This is a genomic window from Bacteroides intestinalis, from assembly GCF_003464595.1.
In the GTDB taxonomy this organism is placed as follows: Bacteria; Bacteroidota; Bacteroidia; order Bacteroidales; family Bacteroidaceae; genus Bacteroides; species Bacteroides intestinalis_A.
In genome coordinates, this window is sequence record NZ_QRZF01000011.1 from 1 (window position 1) to 16,673 (window position 16,673).

Genomic DNA, 16,673 nt, shown 5'->3' on the forward strand with positions numbered 1-16,673 from the left:
AGACTAGTAATTGCGAATATAACAGGTGCATAAACGGATAATCAGAAAAATAATAATGCCATGAAAAGAACACTGTTACTCATCAATCTTCTTCTACTCTCTGTATGTGTATTCCCGCAAGAGAATATCGAAGTAAACTATGCTACTATTAAAAAGTATGTGGAAAACCAGTCGGATGATTACCAACAGCTGATTGAACGCTTTGAAGCTAATGATAGCTTATTATCCTTAAACGATTACGCGCTAATCTACTACGGTCATTCTTTCACCCCAAAATACAAAGGGAGTATGGAACTTTGGAAAGAGCTTGAGACGCTAATGGAAGAAAAGAAATGGGAAGAAGCCTATACCCTATTAAAAGAATGCCGGAAAAAGAATCCTGTATCTCTTAAATTACTCATTTATGCCGTGAATCTGGCGAGTGAGCTGCAAAGAGAAGAAGAAGTTCAGGCTTATATAGATAAATACATAAAACTGTCCTCTGCCATCATCTCCAGTTGAGATGGCACAAGCGAAGATACAGCATTTAAAGTCATCAGCGTCAATGATGAATATCAGATATTAAACAATGTCTTCAAAGTAGAAGGCCTGAAGCAACAATCATTGGTGAACAAGTGCGACCTGATGGAATTTGAAAGTAGTCCATACTATGAGGGCACTCAAATCTACTTCGATATCAGCCGCTCACTGGACTATATGAAAGATTTATTCAAATAAAAATATAGATTCACATGCATTTGTCCTCTCTGTGAAGGAACAATGCAAATATATCTGATAAGAGGAAGCAATAAGGGGGAAAAGAGTGAAAAAGTAGCATCTTTAGGCGTTTTATAAGAGATAAAACACTAATAATCAACATCATTAAAAAGATGCATTGTTCCCAAAAAGTAGTGAAAATATAAGCGTGAAAAAGACACTTATATGCCTTAAAAGTGTGGTTTTAGTCTCTCGACTTACCTATTTTCATTACTTCCTGTTCCAGTTGATCACGGTCACCCGCAACTTTATTACGAACTTTGGCACGGTAATTATAAATGATAGTCACAGAATAGCGCAGGAATTGGGCAACCTTCACACTGTAACGGATAAAGGCGAAGATACACAGTTCAATAGATATAAGGATGTGACTATTTTCTTCATCTGAGTTTCGATTGGTTAAAGGTTACTTCTACAAGAAGTTCTATGAAAAAATAAGTAAAATTTGATAGAATCCCATGCGGATAGCACTTAAATCACAATATCTTTAAAGTAAAGGCGATACTTCTTTAAAGAATGGAGATACTTACATGTGCATGTTAGTAATATCAACATGTGCATCTAAATAAGGATAACATATACATGTAGACAGTGCTGACATGTACATGTAAGTAAGTATATTCTTTAAAAACGGAGAGATAAGATACATATCATTTTAGGAAGAAAAGTACTACAAACCAGTTTTCCCATAGCTACTTTTCTGCTATGAAAATCCCCACAAGGCAAACATTCATTTAATTAATCTAAAAAATAATCGTATTTATTTTGTCGTTTCAAATATTGTTCGTTGTTTTGCGAACAACAAACAAAAAAAGGAGATATAAAGTGAAAAACAAACAGTACACCACAGAGCAGGAACAAATAGCTCGCTTTGCAAAAGCACTGGGACACCCTGCAAGAATGGCTATCCTCAATTTTTTAGCCAGACAGGAAAGTTGCTACTTCGGAGACATTCACGAAGAACTGCCAATAGCCAAGGCGACAGTTTCTCAACACCTGAAAGAACTAAAAGATGCCGGACTGATTCAAGGTGAAATAGAAACGCCGAAAGTCAAGTATTGCATTAACCGTGAAAACTGGGAACTTGCCCGTAAGTTGTTTACCGGATTCTTCGGTGAATGTAAATGTACTTCGTGCTGTGAATAAACAGCACCTTTTTTTATAAATAATGTTCGTTGTTCTACGAACCACGATTGTACATATTATTCATTTAAAAGCTATCTGATAATGGAAATTAAAGTATTAGGTACAGGTTGCCCCAGTTGCAAAACTTTGTACGAAACCACCCAACAAGCTATTGCAGAATTAGGAAGTGATGCCACTTTGGTAAAAGAGGAAGATTTATTGAAAATCATCGAGTATAATATATTAAGTCTTCCGGCTTTGGTTATAGACGGGAAAGTCGTTTCGGCAGGTAAACGGTTGTCATTGAAAGAAGTAAAAGAATTACTAACCCAATAATTACATGCCATGAAAAAGTTATTCCATGTATTTATTGCAGGTGTTATTTTAGTTTCCTGCGGAAACGGAGGCAAAGAGAAAACAGAAACAGCAAATAGCGAAGCTATGCAGAATGACCGTGTGGAAGTGCTTTATTTTCATGGAGCACAACGATGCATAACCTGCCGGGCTATTGAAACTAACACAAAAGCACTTTTAGACAATCTTTATTCAAAGGAAATAGCATCGGGAAGAATCGTCTATAGGATAATTGATATTTCTCAAAAGAAGAATGGGCCGATTGCAGATAAGTACGAAGTGACATGGTCATCCTTGTTTGTAAATAGATGGAAGAGCGGTCAGGAGAAGGTCAATAATATGACAGAGTTTAGTTTTGCCAATGCAAAAAGTCATCCCGACAAATTTAAGAACGGCATAAAAGATAAAATTGATGAATTGCTAAAATAAGATATCAATGGACTTTCTTCAATCAATATTAGACAATACTTCCATTCCTGCCATAACAGCTTTTATACTTGGAATATTAACAGCTATAAGCCCATGCCCGTTAGCTACCAATATAACGGCGATAGGATTTATCGGCAAGGATATTGAAAACCATCACCGGATATTTATTAATGGTTTGCTTTATACTTTAGGCCGAATAATTACTTATACGATTCTTGGGTTTATCCTTATTCCCATTCTCCGCGAAGGTGCAAGTATGTTTTCCGTACAAAAGGCTGTAAGCAAGTATGGAGAAATGCTAACTGCCCCGCTATTAATAGTGATTGGTGTTTATATGCTCGACATCATCAAGCTCAATTTACCTAAAATTAACTTTAGCGGGAATAATCTGAAGAGAAAAACAAAAGGAAGCTGGGGTGCACTATTCTTAGGAATCTTATTTTCCCTTGCTTTCTGCCCTACAAGTGGAATATTCTATTTCGGTATGCTTATGCCAATGTCGGCAGCAGAAACAGGCGGCTATCTTTTGCCAGTGGTTTATGCGATTGCAACCGGATTACCTGTTATCCTCGTAGCTTGGGTATTGGCATATAGTGTTGCCGGATTAGGCAAGCTTTATAACAGAATACAAGTATTCGAAAAATGGTTTCGTAAAGTGGTCGCCATCCTCTTTATTGCGGTGGGGATTTATTATGCAGTCATGTATTATCTATAAAGTAAGTTTTAACAATCAAAATCAACAGTAAAGATGAAAAAGATAGAAATTTTCGACCCGGCAATGTGTTGTCCTACGGGTTTGTGCGGAACAAACATCAATCCTGAATTAATGCGGATTGCTGTCGCTATAGAAACATTAAAAAGACAAGGGGTAACAGTTATCCGTCATAATCTGAGGGACGAGCCCCAGATATATGTTAGCAATCAGACCGTAAACAATTATCTTCAGAAACACGGTGCGGAAGCATTACCCATCACCCTGGTGGATGGTGAAGTGGCGGTATCTAAAACCTACCCCACCACCCGGCAGATGAGTGAATGGACCGGCATAAATTTAGACTTCATGCCCACAAAATGATATTTGAAACAAAAAAGCATTACAGCACAATGAAAGCATTTAATTTATCAGACATTGACCTTACAAAATATCTCTTTTTCACAGGAAAAGGAGGGGTTGGAAAAACATCTATCGCTTGCGCTACGGCTGTGGGATTAGCAGACAAGGGCAAGAAAATACTTCTTATCAGTACCGACCCTGCTTCCAACTTGCAGGACGTCTTCAACCAATCGCTTAACGGACACGGTTCAGAGATTGCAGAAATTCCGGGGCTGACGGTTGTCAATCTTGATCCTGAACAAGCAGCGGCAGAATATCGGGAAAGGGTGATCGCACCTTTCAGAGGAAAGTTGCCTGAAAGCGTGATCCAAAACATGGAAGAACAACTGTCAGGATCATGTACGGTTGAGATTGCCGCTTTCAATGAGTTCTCGGACTTCATTACCGATGTTCAAAAGCAATCAGAGTTCGACCATATAATCTTTGATACTGCCCCCACAGGGCATACTTTACGGATGTTGCAACTACCATCAGCGTGGAGCACATTCATCAGTGAAAGTACCCATGGCGCATCTTGTTTAGGTCAGCTGTCAGGATTGGAAGAACGAAAAGAAATATACAAAAAGGCTGTTGAAACACTTTCCGATACGGGCGCAACCCGGCTAATGCTGGTGAGCCGTCCTGAAACCGCGCCATTGAAAGAAGCTGCCCGTTCTTCTCATGAACTGCAATTATTAGGAATTAAAAATCAGATACTAATAATAAACGGTGTCTTGCAACAGTTGGATAAAAACGACAGCGTTTCCAGTCAGCTGCATGAGAGGCAACAGAAAGCCCTGCAAAGTATGCCTGCGGAACTATCCGGTTATCCGTTGTATCATGTTCCCTTACGGTCATACAATTTATCCAGTATAGCGAATATCCGGCGGATGCTGTATAGCGACAGCCTTTCCAGTGAAGTAAATTATAAACCTGTGGCATCCCCCAAAGGTGTGGACGAGATGGTGGACGATCTTTATACATCTGGCAAAAGGGTTATTTTCACAATGGGGAAAGGTGGTGTAGGCAAAACTACATTAGCTACTGAGATTGCTTTAAAATTAACCAAGCTCGGCGCCAAAGTGCATTTGACAACTACCGATCCGGCAAACCATCTGAATTATGAACTTGCCATAAAAGCCGGTATCACGGTAAGCCGGATTGATGAAGCGGAGGTTTTAGAGAAGTACAAAAACGAAGTCCGCAACAAAGCAGCCGAAGCAGTCACTGCTGAAGACATGGAGTACATAGAGGAAGATTTACGTTCTCCCTGCACACAAGAGATTGCAGTATTCAAAGCTTTTGCCGAGATTGTGGATAAGGCTGAAACCGAGATTGTTGTGATTGATACCGCACCAACAGGGCATACTTTATTGCTTTTGGACGCCACTCAAAGTTATCATAAAGAGGTTGAGCGTACCCAAGGAGAAGTCACGGGAGCAGTAGCCAACCTGTTACCTCGCCTGCGTAATTCAAAGGAGACGGAAGTAGTGATTGTTACTTTACCCGAAGCAACCCCTGTCTTTGAAGCGGAACGCCTTCAAATGGATTTACAACGTGCCGGGATAAACAATAAATGGTGGGTGGTAAATGCTTGCCTCTCATTGACAGATACTCAAAATTCGTTCCTAAAAGCGAAAGCGCAAAACGAATTAGTTTGGATCAAGAAAGTAGAACAATTATCACAGGGAAATACAGCCCTGATAGAATGGAGAAACATATAATGGAAAAGAAGCAAGGAATTGGATTTTTTGAACGATATCTTACCCTATGGGTTGCCTTGTGTATTATTGCCGGAATTGCCGCGGGACAATGGCTTCCGGCAATACCGCAAACCTTGAGCCAATTTGAATACGCCAATGTTTCTATACCCGTGGCAATTCTAATATGGTTGATGATCTATCCTATGATGCTGAAAGTAGATTTTCAAAGCGTTAAGAATGTGGGTAAACGCCCTAAAGGAATAATCGTTACTTGCGTTACGAACTGGCTTATAAAGCCTTTTACGATGTTTGGAATAGCCTATCTATTCTTTTATGTCATCTTCAAGGTATTTATACCCGAAGATTTGGCTAAGGAATATCTGGCAGGTGCGGTCTTGCTTGGTGCAGCTCCTTGTACGGCGATGGTCTTTGTATGGAGTCACTTAACGAAAGGTGACGCCGCCTACACGCTGGTTCAGGTAGCTGTAAACGACTTGATAATATTAGTTGCTTTTGCTCCTATTGTTGCCTTATTATTAGGTGTCGGCGGTGTCACAATTCCGTGGGATACACTGTTTCTGTCAGTATTGTTGTTCGTTGTCATTCCGCTTTCTGCGGGAGTGATAACACGGACATGGGTTATCAGGCAAAAAGGGATAGAATACTTCAACCATGTATTTATCCGTAAATTTGATAACTATACGGTCGGAGGATTACTTTTGACACTTATTATCCTGTTCTCTTTTCAAGGAGAAACAATATTGAATAACCCCTTACATATTCTTTTGATAGCCGTCCCGCTTGTCCTGCAAACAGTCCTGATTTTCTTTGTAGCTTACGGATGGGCAAAATGGTGGAAATTACCTCACAATGTTGCTGCTCCGGCCGGAATGATCGGCGCAAGTAATTTCTTTGAACTGGCTGTGGCTGTGGCTATCTCTCTTTTTGGCTTACAATCTGGTGCTGCATTGGCCACTGTTGTGGGTGTACTTGTGGAGGTTCCGGTAATGCTTATGCTGGTACGGATAGCAAATAATACCCAAAAGTGGTTTCCTGAATGATGAGTGAGCTCAGGGAGACTTATATATCATCTGTATCTATTCGATAGTTCTTATCTATTAAAATGTAATTATACCTTCTTGATATACATTGTTCCAAATTATACCTATTGGTTTTACTTACATCCTCAAAGGTTACATCTGTTGACAGCCTTTTTTCTATAACATTTTCATATTCCAGAATATTTTGGAAACTATGCCTTATATACTCTTGACTGAATATAAGGCATACGTATTTTATTTGTCCTACATATTCATCCGTAAAATCCTTTTCCCAGCCAAAAGGAATATAACATCCTTCAATAATCATATTCTGGGAATTTTCAATACAGGTTTTTATCATCTCCCTGACGATTGGCCACAGATAGTTTGTTAGTTCTGCATCATTACTATCAGCAGGCAATTTACATTGTCCACTTCTAATGACTCCCATCTTCAAGTGATCTATTGACAAGTAGGGATATTTATATTTCTCCAATAGCTTTTGTGCTAACAAGGTCTTTCCCGTATGCGTATCTCCTGCAATAAGAATAATCATAAGTTTAAGGTATTTCTTCTATAAAATGAGTAGAATATTTATTCCAATATCTTCTGTAACACTTTTTCGCCTCTTCTATATCCTTTAACAGAAACCATAGGCAGAAATGTATTAACCTCTTTATCATTTTTATCATTCAGGATCGTAAATAAAGCATTTACATCTTTTCTGGATGTTTTTTTATTCACACACTTATAATGATTCGCAAATATAAAGAAAGTGTAATTCACTACAATCATGAACTGCACTTTTCTGCACATCATCGAGTTTACTGTTTACAGCTTAAAGCCTTTACTTTTCTTCGGATTACTAACAGCTTACTTTACATGGTAGTGGCAAATGGTGTCAATGATTCAGTGATTTGCACCATTATGAATAATATTTCATTCTTTATAATGTTTGCCATGCTTCCGTCTGAATATTTTTTGTACCTTAGTAGCATAAAGAAATACCACTTCTTCAAGTGGACTATATCTAATTGAAAATACGACAAGCAATATGAAAAATACTGTCATTATTATATTATTCGCTATGTCTTTGCTATCGTCTTGTACCATTCGGCAGGACTACAACCAGCAATTACTTAAGGCAGACTCACTTATGCAGCTGCGTCCGGATAGTGCCTTGAATATTCTTAAAAGCATTTCACCTAAAAAACTTTCTACACGAGCTGATAATGCATACTATGCATTGCTGCTGACGCAAGCGCAAGATAAAAACTTCGTTGTACAGAAGGATGATTCATTGATACAGATAGCAGTTCACTATTATGATTCTATTGGAGATACAAAGATGCAAGCAAAGGCACATTATTATTGGGGATGTGTATATAGGGATATGAATCAGCAGGCAGAAGCTATCAGAGAATTTTTTATTGCTGCGCCTTTGACGGAAAAATCTAAAGAAAAGAGACAACTAGGGTTGATATATAATAATATAGGATATATATATAATATACAGGACTTCAATCAAAAGGCAGACTCTATCTATCAATTGGTGGAGATTATTGCCATAGAATTAAAAGATACTACTCTTTGTGCTGAAGCTTTGTCCAAGCAAGGTTCTATTGCTTTATCGAAGGGAGACGATTATTTTCCAATTGCTGAACAGAAGCTATCGAATGCTTTTATGGCAGCAGATAAAATGGGATATAATGGATTAAAGGCCGATATATCGGCATCACTAAGCCGTTTGTATACTCGAATGAAACAAAAAGAAAAGGCTTTGCATTATGCTAAACTAAATCTTTCCTTGCGAAGAGACACTGCACGAGCTTATAGGGCTTTTTTTATTTTAGGAGATGCCTATTATAAATCTGAGCAATATGACTCCGCTACATTCTATTTAAATAAAAGTTTAGTGAGCAAAGACTACGGAAAAAAGGCCGATGCTTATATGCGTTTAGCAGATATAGCAATGATTCAGGGAAATGCAACTTTATCTATGGAATTGGAAAGAAATAGTTCTGCATACAAAGACAGTTTATATAAATTTCGTCGAAATATAGTTACCAATAAAATAATCAAAGCAGAAACTGATGCGCAAACCATGCTCCAAAAGCTATATTATAAATGGCGTTTAAATACATACCTATGTGTTTTCATACTGATAATAGTAATAATTATCATAATTACGATTTTCCTATACAAACGATACCGAAGAAAAAACTATTTATTGCAAAAGGATAAGCAACAAATAGAAAAGGCACATCAAGATTTAAGTCAACATTATGCCAAGCTACAGATTGATATAGTACAAAAAGATTTGGAAATTGAAAGTCTGAGAAAAGAATTAGCTTCGCATCAAGTCTATGAAGAACAAAGAAAAAAGCTACAGGATGAACTGGACGAAATGGTCTTGAAGCGCAAAGCTCTGGCAAAAGAGGCTTTTCTACACTCGCCACTTTATGAAAAAATGCAGGCTATCATTAAAGATTATCAGGATAAAGATACATCTGATAAAGAATTAAGCGATCAGGAATGGCAGGAGTTTGTAGCCGAGATGGATATGGAATGGAATAATGCCATAACAGAGCTTTGTGCAAAGTATCAATTATCTAAAGAAGAACTTCATCTGATATGTTTAAGTTTGATAGGATTTCCATTCTCCCATTTAGAATACTTGTTGCATCTCTCCAGAGCAACACTCTATCGAAAGAAAAATGCCCTACTTAAGCGAATTGATACTAAGCAAGATTGTGATTTTGAAGAAATTTTGCAAAAAATTAGGTCGTGAGACACTTTTGAGACACTTTGTTCGTCTAGACTTTTGTAATTTGGCTGCACAAAACAAAAGTCTGATATATATGAAAAAGGTATTATTTATTTTATTTTCGTTTTTAGCTTTCGGCATTTCTGTTAATGCACAGTCTATTTTTGGAAAATCTGTGATCGTTCTCACACAAAAGAATGGTGACAGGGAACCAAGTGAGCAAGTTGGTGATACAAGTCCGGAAGACGCCCCTAAAGTTCGTAGTACTATTTCCCAACCTGTATGTGCTTCCTTATATAATAAGGTAGTAACAATTGATTTTCAAACAGTATTCTCTACTGTTACAATCAATATTGCTAATAAAACTACCGGAGAGATAGTTTCTTCAGAATTGTTCATCAATCCAACAAGCTTTTCTATTGACTTAAACGGAAAAGATACCGGAGATTATATGATAGAAATTATTTCTAATGAAATATCATTGGAAGGACATTTCTCTTTATAACATTCTGATAAATAGACGAAAGTAATCATGACTGAAGTTGATAATATCGACATTGTACTTTATCATTATTTACAGGCACTATCTGTAAAAGTGAGTAGAGGCACTGTGCATCGTTTGCTCAACACTCCGTTGGGAGATAGCATACGAAGTATCAGTGATGCATTAGATGTGCTTCATGTAAAGAATGAAGTATATCAGCTTCCGTCACACGATTATTTTCCACAATTGGAAGCTCCTTTCATTACAATACTTAAGGTGGACAGAAATCAATTTTGTGTAGTGACAAAAAAGGATGATTTCATCATAGAATTCCTTAATGGAGACGGAAAAAAACATCATACATCGGTAGACAAGTTCTTGCAGCATTGGGCAGGTACTGTCTTGTTCGGAGAAGCTACTGAAAAGACATCAAACGAACATTTTTGCGTAATAAAAAATATCCTTTTCAATTTGCTACGTTATAAATTTATCATTGCTATACTTTTTATCTTAATATTGGGAATCCAGACTGCTTTTTTTCAAAATCAAGTACCTGTATTTATTATCTATTTATGTACATTGAGTTTTGGAATTCTTGTGTCTATCGCTATCCTTTACAAAGAACAGATAAATGGGCAATTCATGGAGCAGTTTTGCCATATAGGGAAAGTAGTGAACTGCAATGAAGTACTTCATTCCAAAGGGTCAAGTATAGCAGATGTAGGATTAGGAGAATTATCTCTGCTCTACTTTGCCGTTCTTTTTTGGTTTTCCTTGACCCGATGGAATGATTTTTATGGAATTTCTATCATTTTCTGTGTGATTGCGGTGGTATTTACTTTATATTCTATTATTTATCAGATCTTCATCCTCCAAAAAGGTTGCATGCTTTGCATGTTAGTAAATTTAGCAGTATGGGGCAATGCGATTACTCTTTATGTGTTAAGAAACTACTTTGATATAGTTTTTTCATTCTACTCATTCTTTGCGTTTGCTACTATAGGATGCATCTGTCTGATTCTTGGAATACAACTAAGGACTATTCAGAATAAGGAGAAGGAGAGAATTTCTATAAAGAAGCATTTTAGTGGCTTATTTAATCCGGAAATATTCCAAAAACTACTGACACTCAATCCTCAAATAAAGGAGATGGCAGGCCTGGACATCACACTACATAGTCAAAATACAGGTGATAGCGGAGTGATGATAGTAACAAATCCCAATTGTAAGAACTGTGCAAGAATTCACCGTCATGTAAAAGAAATAGCTTCAAAAATCCCGGTATCATTAGTATTACTGACATTTCCAAATGATAAACAGGGTGAGGAAGTTGCGCAAATTATCATTACAGCTTATTACACTGATGGCTGGAATAAGGCAATGCAACTTTTGGGAGAGTGGTATGAAACAAAACATATTAAAGAGGCAGACAATTACAGTATAACAACTAAAGTACAAGATTTGTGGATGAAGCAACAGGTATATTGTCGGGAACAGAAAATAAATCAAACTCCATCTGTTATAGTGAATAAACACTATATACCAGAAATATATCCGCTATCAGATTTAAGATATGCATTGACATAAAGATATTATTCTCGAGAAGTAATAGCTGTTTTGGAGCCAGCTTAAAAAAATCCGAGCTAACTTTTTTATTTACTTTTAATTTTTTATTACCATGAAAAATTTAAGTAGTTTTGAAGCATTCAAACTGAACAAGGTTCAAATGGGTGCAGTTAAAGGTGGTAGTCGTAAGTGTCATGTTACATATAATGACGCTTTAGGTGGAACTTTTGATGTAACCATCGAACAAAATGTTTCAATTGCCGACGCTGAAAAAACATTAAGGGCCCAACACCCGGATGCAAATGGCATTGTGTGTAAGTAGATTCTAAAAAGAAGCCTGTTTTTAAGGTTTCTTTCTGCTTATGAAATTTAATCTCTAATAAGAAAAGCCAAAAGTATGCTAATATATAAGGATATTAAGGAGTTTTGTATGTCTAAATATTTGCATAAATTGCTACTTTGGGCTTTTCTTCTCATTAAAAATATATCATTATGAAATCTATTATTTGCATATCCTTAGCCGCTCTATTGACAATAATGTTAGGCTTTTCTTCTCAAAATATAAACTCTGGCCCTAGTGAAAAAAGAGCTAAGATTGTCTTGCTTTTAGACAATTATGTTTGTAGCGAGGACCAATGGATTTATCTATATGGTTTCAAGGAGTGGCTCTCTGGTAATGAAAGAGTTATATTTGACTCTGTATTTATTGAAAAAGGCCAATGTAAAGCAGAATTGCAGGCAAATATACCTATTGAATGTGAAGCAGCAATACTATTTTCAAAAAATGGTCCTAACTTTTCGCTTCCAATAGAACCGGATTCATGTGTTATAATGAATGTGGAAGAATCTGACGGAGAGTCTTTTTCCTATAAAAAAGCCGTTAAAGGGGAGTTTAACAATAGCATGTACGTCTTTTGGCAAGAGAGAATGGCATATCGTTCGAAATTGCAAGATTTAATTTCAGAAGATAAAAAAGATAGTATTGAGCATCTTAAATCCGAGTGGTTTATTAAATCAATGAACAGGCTTAAAACAGCTAAATTGGGGTATATAGTCCATGATGCTTATATTATATTATCAGTAGATTTTCCAGAAAGAAAACCTGAAATAAAAGCATTATCAAAATTAGTAGCTAAAAAATTTCCTAATCATCTCATGTTACAGGAGTCTGTGGGGAATAGAAAACTTGCTCCTATATCCGAAGAATCAAAGAATGCAGGAGAAAGACTTTTTGAATTGAGAAAGAATAGACTTCAAATTGAATTACTGGATCTATCTTTAGGAAGCAAGTTAGCACTTACTTTTTTTGATATAGAAGGAAATAAAATATCAACAAGTAATTTAGATATAGATTATACATTAGTCGATTTCTGGGCAAGTTGGTGCAAACCATGTCGTCAAGAAATGCCAACAATCAAACATGCTTTACAGAAATACCCTAATAATTTTGCCGTGTATGCTGTTTCTCTTGATGATAAACGAGAAGCTTGGCAGAAAGCTATAAATGAAGATTCTACACAAATATTTAAGCATCTAATAGGGACATATCCTAATGGCCAACGCTCCAGATTATTGCGGCAGTTGAACATTAAAGTAATCCCTACAAACTTTTTGATAGATAAAGAACAACGTATCATTGCAAAAGATTTGCATGGAGAAAGACTTATACAAGTTTTAGACAGTCTTATTCAAAAATGAGATTCTAAGAGCATTTGCGTTCTAAATGTTTTAGGATTATGTAGCTATGAAAAGTTTCCCTTTTTACATCCAGCATAATGTCATGGACTGTGGCCCCACCTGTCTCCGCATGGTGTCTGCTTACTATGGTAAGCACTATTCACTGGGTGGGTTAAGGGAAAAATCATTCATCACCCGTGAAGGTGTATCTATACTGGGTATCAGTGAGGCTGCTGAGAAGTTAGGCTTTCGGAGTATATGCGTGCAAGTAGATTATAACAAACTCCTGGAAGCTCCCCTGCCTTGCATCGTACATTGGAATCAACAGCACTTTGTTACAGTCTACAAAATAAACAATCAGCAAGTATGGGTTGCCGATCCCGGAGCGGGAAAACTGAAATATACCAAAGAAGAATTTAGCCGTTGCTGGATAAGTTCGCGAAAGAATGAAGAAGATACAGGGATTGCACTGTTGCTGGAACCTACTCCCGAATTCTATGCGATGAAAGACGAAGATGAAACCATTGACCGTAAAGGTTTTAGATTTCTATATTCATATCTTCTCCCCTATCAAAATTTGATTGGACAACTGTTGTTAGGTTTGCTCTTAGGCAGCATGATACAACTAATGCTCCCATTTCTTACACAATCCATCGTAGACTTTGGAATTAATAATCAAAACCTTAGCTTTATATACCTAATACTGATAGCTCAACTCATGTTGAGTTTCAGTAGCAGTGCTGTGGAATTTATTCGTGGCTGGATATTGTTACATCTGGGAACACGTATCAATATTGCCCTCATTTCAGATTTCCTTATTAAGCTAATGAAGCTCCCTATGGGATACTTCGACACTAAAATGACAGGAGATATCCTGCAACGCATCAACGACCATACACGTATTCAGAATTTCCTGACGGGAAGTAGTTTGAGTGTAGTGTTTTCTACATTCAACATCGTGGTTTTCGGTATTGTACTGTTACTCTATAATTGGATGATTTTCCTTATCTTCATGGGAGGCAGTGTGCTCTATGTGGCTTATGTTTGGCTTTTCATGAAGAAGCGGGCGGAACTGGATCACAAGCGTTTTGCACAGCAGAGTGCCAATCAGAGTACAGTGGTACAACTGGTAAATGGTATGCAGGAAATCAAGCTGAGTGCCTGTGAACAACAAAAACGGTGGGAATGGGAACGCATACAGGCACAATTGTTCAAAGTGAATATTCGTAGCCTTGCCCTGCGACAATATCAGGATTCGGGAGCGGTATTGATAAACCAAACCAAGAACATTATAATAACGGGATTGGTAGCAAGCCTTGTGGTACGGGGAGAAATGACACTGGGTATGATGCTGTCCGTACAGTATATCATTGGGCAACTGAACAGTCCTGTGAATGATTTGATAACTTTCGCACGCGACATGCAGGATGCACGCCTCAGTATGAATCGTCTGGGTGAAGTGCGGGACAAGCCGGATGAAGAAGAACCTACAAAACAATTGATACGGGAAATCCCTGTGGGAAAAGATTTGAGAATAGAGAATCTAAGTTTTAAATACGACCCGTTGAGCGAATTTCCGACACTGGATAATATCAATCTGGAGATAAAAGCAGGAAAACAAACAGCCGTGGTTGGTATGAGCGGAAGTGGAAAAACAACACTCGTAAAGTTGTTATTGGGGTTCTATCCGCCTGCAAGCGGACAAATACTGTTGGGAGATACACCGTTGGAAAATTATAGTATCCGGGAGTGGAGGAAACAGTGTGGCGTCGTAATGCAGGATGGGTTTATCTTCTCTGATAACATTGCGGGAAACATTGCGCCGGGAGTGGAACACATAGATAAAGAACGCTTGCGCCACGCCGCAGAAGTAGCAAACATACATGGATTTATAGCAGAATTACCGCTGGGATATAACACAAAAATAGGACAAGAAGGGCATGGACTGAGCCAGGGACAAAAACAACGTATTCTCATTGCCCGCGCCGTATATAAGAATCCGGAATTCATCTTCTTCGATGAAGCTACCAATGCACTGGATGCTAACAATGAGCGCATCATCATGGAGAATTTGCAGAAATTTTTCGAAGGAAGGACATCAGTAGTGGTAGCTCACAGGCTGAGTACCGTCAGGAATGCAGACAGGATAGTAGTAATAGAACAGGGACATATAGCAGAGATGGGAACACATGAGGAACTTACTGTAAAGAAAGGTATCTATTACAGGTTAGTGAAAAACCAGTTGGAACTCTGATAAACAGGAAGTCTGAGAGGCATGGAAAAAGAAGAAAAAGATATTGAACTGAGATGTGAGGAGGTGCAGGAGATACTGACACGTCCGCCACATGCGCTGGTAAGGTGGGGAATCACAGTATTCTTCACTGTGTTGGCCCTGTTCTTTATCGGAGGATGTTTCTTTAAGTATCCGGATGTAGTGAGTGCGGAAATTACGGTCACTACGGAGCATCCACCCTTGTGGATAGTGGCACGGGGAAATGGGAAAATAAAGGAAGTATATGGCAAAGACCGGGAACGGGTGAAAGTCGGTAAGATCATTGCCGTACTGGAAAATCCGGCAGAGACAAAGGATGTTTTACTACTGGAAAAAATCTTGCAGGATTTCTGCCTGACAGATAGTTGCATACACAGCACTGTATTTCCCGAGCAATTAGCTTTGGGCAGTGTACAGGCGGCCTATGCCACATTTATCAAGAGCCTGACAGATTATCGTAATTTCCTGTCTTTAGATCTTTACGAACAGAAAATAGAGGCAACTCGCAAGGAATTGCAGGAATATCGCAACTATATAAAACATCTGAATCGTCAGGCAGAACTGGATAAGGAACAGGTACGTATAGCTGAGACTGTACACAGCCGGGAAAAGAAACTTTTTGGTGAAGGACTAACAGCACAATCGGACTATGAAGAGGCTAAACAGGCATTTCTGAACAAGCAGCAGGGACAAGAGCAAATGATGACTTCGCTCTCATCCGCCAAAATACAGGAAGCACAGTTGCAACAAAATATTCTGGAAACTCAAATGGAACGAAGCCGGGAGGCTAACAACTTAGTAGCAACATTAAAAGCTGCTTACAATGAGCTACAAGTAGGTATTGAGGACTGGAAAATGACATATCTCTTCATTAGTCCGGCAAATGGCATACTATCTTACAACGATGTATGGCAAAAGAATCAGAATGTGAACAGCAGCGATAAAGTTTTCTCCATCGTGGCCTCGCAGACTGGGGATATTATCGGCAAGATAAAGCTACCCGTTAACGGTTCGGGCAAAGTGAAACCCGGACAACGGGTAAATATCAGTGTGACAGGATATCCTTATATGGAATTCGGATTTCTGACGGGAAGAGTGGTATCCGTCTCTCTACTGACAGATGATAAAAGCATGTATACCGTAACCGTAAGCTTACCACAAGATTTACGGACGTCTTATGGGAAAGTATTGGAGTTTAAAGGTGAACTAACCGGAATTGCGGAAGTTATGACGGATGAACGGAGTGTGACCAGGAGGTTGTTCGGACCGTTGCGTTACTTGTGGGAGAAGTATTTATCTTAATTATGTATGTGTTGCGCTGTATAAAAGTACTTGTAAGACTCACAAGCGCTTTTGCAAGAGGATTTTGTTTAAAGAAAAAAGAAAGAAGTTAGTAAAATTCATTGG

The 16,673-nt window shown here is 38.1% G+C and carries 16 protein-coding genes and 2 pseudogenes; 15 read left to right on the top strand and 3 right to left on the bottom strand.

Translation table 11 applies throughout. The annotated features are described in order from the left end of the window. Positions 1 to 60 precede the first annotated feature (60 nt). Positions 61 to 717: pseudogene (locus DWW10_RS15545) on the top strand (DUF4919 domain-containing protein). Between the two features lie 223 nt (positions 718 to 940). Here the strand turns inward: DWW10_RS15545 and DWW10_RS26480 are convergent. After that, positions 941 to 1,117, bottom strand: a pseudogene (locus DWW10_RS26480) (DUF6377 domain-containing protein); the annotation flags it as partial. 464 nt (positions 1,118 to 1,581) lie between these two features. Between DWW10_RS26480 and DWW10_RS15550 the strand changes: the two are divergent. The 7 genes from DWW10_RS15550 (at position 1,582) to arsB (ending at position 6,521) form a co-directional block, all read left to right on the top strand. Then, complete coding sequence (locus DWW10_RS15550; protein ID WP_022210283.1) at positions 1,582 to 1,902, top strand: ArsR/SmtB family transcription factor; 321 nt, start codon at positions 1,582 to 1,584, stop codon at positions 1,900 to 1,902. Positions 1,903 to 1,983: 81 nt separating this feature from the next. Next, a complete protein-coding gene (locus DWW10_RS15555; protein ID WP_022210282.1) occupies positions 1,984 to 2,217 on the top strand; it encodes a thioredoxin family protein in 234 nt (77 codons plus the stop codon). A 9-nt stretch (positions 2,218 to 2,226) separates the two neighbouring features. Then, positions 2,227 to 2,664 (top strand): nitrophenyl compound nitroreductase subunit ArsF family protein, encoded by a 438-nt coding sequence (locus tag DWW10_RS15560; protein ID WP_118421773.1) that lies wholly within the window; start codon positions 2,227 to 2,229, stop codon positions 2,662 to 2,664. Between the two features lie 7 nt (positions 2,665 to 2,671). Continuing rightward, positions 2,672 to 3,379 carry an aromatic aminobenezylarsenical efflux permease ArsG family transporter gene (locus tag DWW10_RS15565; protein WP_118421774.1) on the top strand — a complete coding sequence of 236 codons (708 nt, stop codon included), beginning with the start codon at positions 2,672 to 2,674 and terminating at the stop codon, positions 3,377 to 3,379. 33 nt (positions 3,380 to 3,412) lie between these two features. After that, positions 3,413 to 3,739 (top strand): arsenite efflux transporter metallochaperone ArsD, encoded by a 327-nt coding sequence (gene arsD, locus DWW10_RS15570; protein WP_022210279.1) that lies wholly within the window; start codon positions 3,413 to 3,415, stop codon positions 3,737 to 3,739. A gap of 29 nt (positions 3,740 to 3,768) precedes the next feature. Beyond that, a complete protein-coding gene (gene arsA / locus DWW10_RS15575; protein ID WP_118421865.1) occupies positions 3,769 to 5,481 on the top strand; it encodes an arsenical pump-driving ATPase in 1,713 nt (570 codons plus the stop codon). Next, the gene (gene arsB, locus DWW10_RS15580) at positions 5,481 to 6,521 is read left to right on the top strand and encodes an ACR3 family arsenite efflux transporter (RefSeq protein WP_118421866.1); all 1,041 of its coding nucleotides are present in this window, start codon (positions 5,481 to 5,483) and stop codon (positions 6,519 to 6,521) included. Before arsA ends, arsB begins: the two co-directional genes overlap by 1 nt. A 19-nt stretch (positions 6,522 to 6,540) precedes the next feature. On the opposite strand, the gene DWW10_RS15585 is transcribed toward arsB, so the two are convergent. Further along, positions 6,541 to 7,056, bottom strand: coding sequence for an adenylate kinase (locus DWW10_RS15585; RefSeq protein WP_118421775.1), 516 nt, complete (start codon positions 7,054 to 7,056; stop codon positions 6,541 to 6,543). A gap of 38 nt (positions 7,057 to 7,094) precedes the next feature. Continuing rightward, positions 7,095 to 7,319, bottom strand: coding sequence for a hypothetical protein (locus DWW10_RS15590; protein WP_022210275.1), 225 nt, complete (start codon positions 7,317 to 7,319; stop codon positions 7,095 to 7,097). Positions 7,320 to 7,554: 235 nt separating this feature from the next. On the opposite strand from DWW10_RS15590, the gene DWW10_RS15595 reads away from it, so the two are divergent. The 7 genes from DWW10_RS15595 to DWW10_RS15625 all read left to right on the top strand — a co-directional run bounded on the left by DWW10_RS15595 (position 7,555) and on the right by DWW10_RS15625 (position 16,568). Further along, positions 7,555 to 9,291: a tetratricopeptide repeat protein gene (locus DWW10_RS15595; RefSeq protein WP_118421776.1), complete on the top strand. Its 1,737-nt coding sequence runs from the start codon at positions 7,555 to 7,557 to the stop codon at positions 9,289 to 9,291. A gap of 70 nt (positions 9,292 to 9,361) precedes the next feature. Continuing rightward, positions 9,362 to 9,772 (top strand): DUF3244 domain-containing protein, encoded by a 411-nt coding sequence (locus tag DWW10_RS15600; protein ID WP_022210273.1) that lies wholly within the window; start codon positions 9,362 to 9,364, stop codon positions 9,770 to 9,772. Between the two features lie 27 nt (positions 9,773 to 9,799). Further along, positions 9,800 to 11,338 (top strand): vitamin K epoxide reductase family protein, encoded by a 1,539-nt coding sequence (locus DWW10_RS15605; RefSeq protein WP_118421777.1) that lies wholly within the window; start codon positions 9,800 to 9,802, stop codon positions 11,336 to 11,338. 91 nt (positions 11,339 to 11,429) lie between these two features. Beyond that, entirely contained in the window at positions 11,430 to 11,639 is a 210-nt protein-coding gene (locus DWW10_RS15610; protein ID WP_022210271.1) for a hypothetical protein, read from the top strand. Positions 11,640 to 11,809: 170 nt separating this feature from the next. Then, positions 11,810 to 13,015 carry a TlpA family protein disulfide reductase gene (locus DWW10_RS15615; RefSeq protein WP_118421778.1) on the top strand — a complete coding sequence of 402 codons (1,206 nt, stop codon included), beginning with the start codon at positions 11,810 to 11,812 and terminating at the stop codon, positions 13,013 to 13,015. Positions 13,016 to 13,061: 46 nt separating this feature from the next. Then, on the top strand, positions 13,062 to 15,248 hold the full coding sequence (locus DWW10_RS15620) for a peptidase domain-containing ABC transporter (RefSeq protein ID WP_118421779.1): 2,187 nt from the start codon (positions 13,062 to 13,064) through the stop codon (positions 15,246 to 15,248). Between the two features lie 21 nt (positions 15,249 to 15,269). Continuing rightward, complete coding sequence (locus DWW10_RS15625; RefSeq protein WP_118421780.1) at positions 15,270 to 16,568, top strand: HlyD family secretion protein; 1,299 nt, start codon at positions 15,270 to 15,272, stop codon at positions 16,566 to 16,568. The last annotated feature ends 105 nt before the right edge of the window (positions 16,569 to 16,673 follow it).

What these genes read in the sequence shown, in the direction of transcription:
- DWW10_RS15555 (WP_022210282.1), top strand. Translation starts at nt 1,984, where the DNA reads ATGGAAATTAAAGTATTAGGTACAGGTTGCCCCAGTTGCAAAACTTTG.
- DWW10_RS15560 (WP_118421773.1), top strand. Translation starts at nt 2,227, where the DNA reads ATGAAAAAGTTATTCCATGTATTTATTGCAGGTGTTATTTTAGTTTCC.
- DWW10_RS15565 (WP_118421774.1), top strand. Translation starts at nt 2,672, where the DNA reads ATGGACTTTCTTCAATCAATATTAGACAATACTTCCATTCCTGCCATA.
- arsD (WP_022210279.1), top strand. Translation starts at nt 3,413, where the DNA reads ATGAAAAAGATAGAAATTTTCGACCCGGCAATGTGTTGTCCTACGGGT.
- arsA (WP_118421865.1), top strand. Translation starts at nt 3,769, where the DNA reads ATGAAAGCATTTAATTTATCAGACATTGACCTTACAAAATATCTCTTT.
- arsB (WP_118421866.1), top strand. Translation starts at nt 5,481, where the DNA reads ATGGAAAAGAAGCAAGGAATTGGATTTTTTGAACGATATCTTACCCTA.
- DWW10_RS15585 (WP_118421775.1), bottom strand. Translation starts at nt 7,056, where the DNA reads ATGATTATTCTTATTGCAGGAGATACGCATACGGGAAAGACCTTGTTA.
- DWW10_RS15590 (WP_022210275.1), bottom strand. Translation starts at nt 7,319, where the DNA reads ATGATGTGCAGAAAAGTGCAGTTCATGATTGTAGTGAATTACACTTTC.
- DWW10_RS15595 (WP_118421776.1), top strand. Translation starts at nt 7,555, where the DNA reads ATGAAAAATACTGTCATTATTATATTATTCGCTATGTCTTTGCTATCG.
- DWW10_RS15600 (WP_022210273.1), top strand. Translation starts at nt 9,362, where the DNA reads ATGAAAAAGGTATTATTTATTTTATTTTCGTTTTTAGCTTTCGGCATT.
- DWW10_RS15605 (WP_118421777.1), top strand. Translation starts at nt 9,800, where the DNA reads ATGACTGAAGTTGATAATATCGACATTGTACTTTATCATTATTTACAG.
- DWW10_RS15610 (WP_022210271.1), top strand. Translation starts at nt 11,430, where the DNA reads ATGAAAAATTTAAGTAGTTTTGAAGCATTCAAACTGAACAAGGTTCAA.
- DWW10_RS15615 (WP_118421778.1), top strand. Translation starts at nt 11,810, where the DNA reads ATGAAATCTATTATTTGCATATCCTTAGCCGCTCTATTGACAATAATG.
- DWW10_RS15620 (WP_118421779.1), top strand. Translation starts at nt 13,062, where the DNA reads ATGAAAAGTTTCCCTTTTTACATCCAGCATAATGTCATGGACTGTGGC.
- DWW10_RS15625 (WP_118421780.1), top strand. Translation starts at nt 15,270, where the DNA reads ATGGAAAAAGAAGAAAAAGATATTGAACTGAGATGTGAGGAGGTGCAG.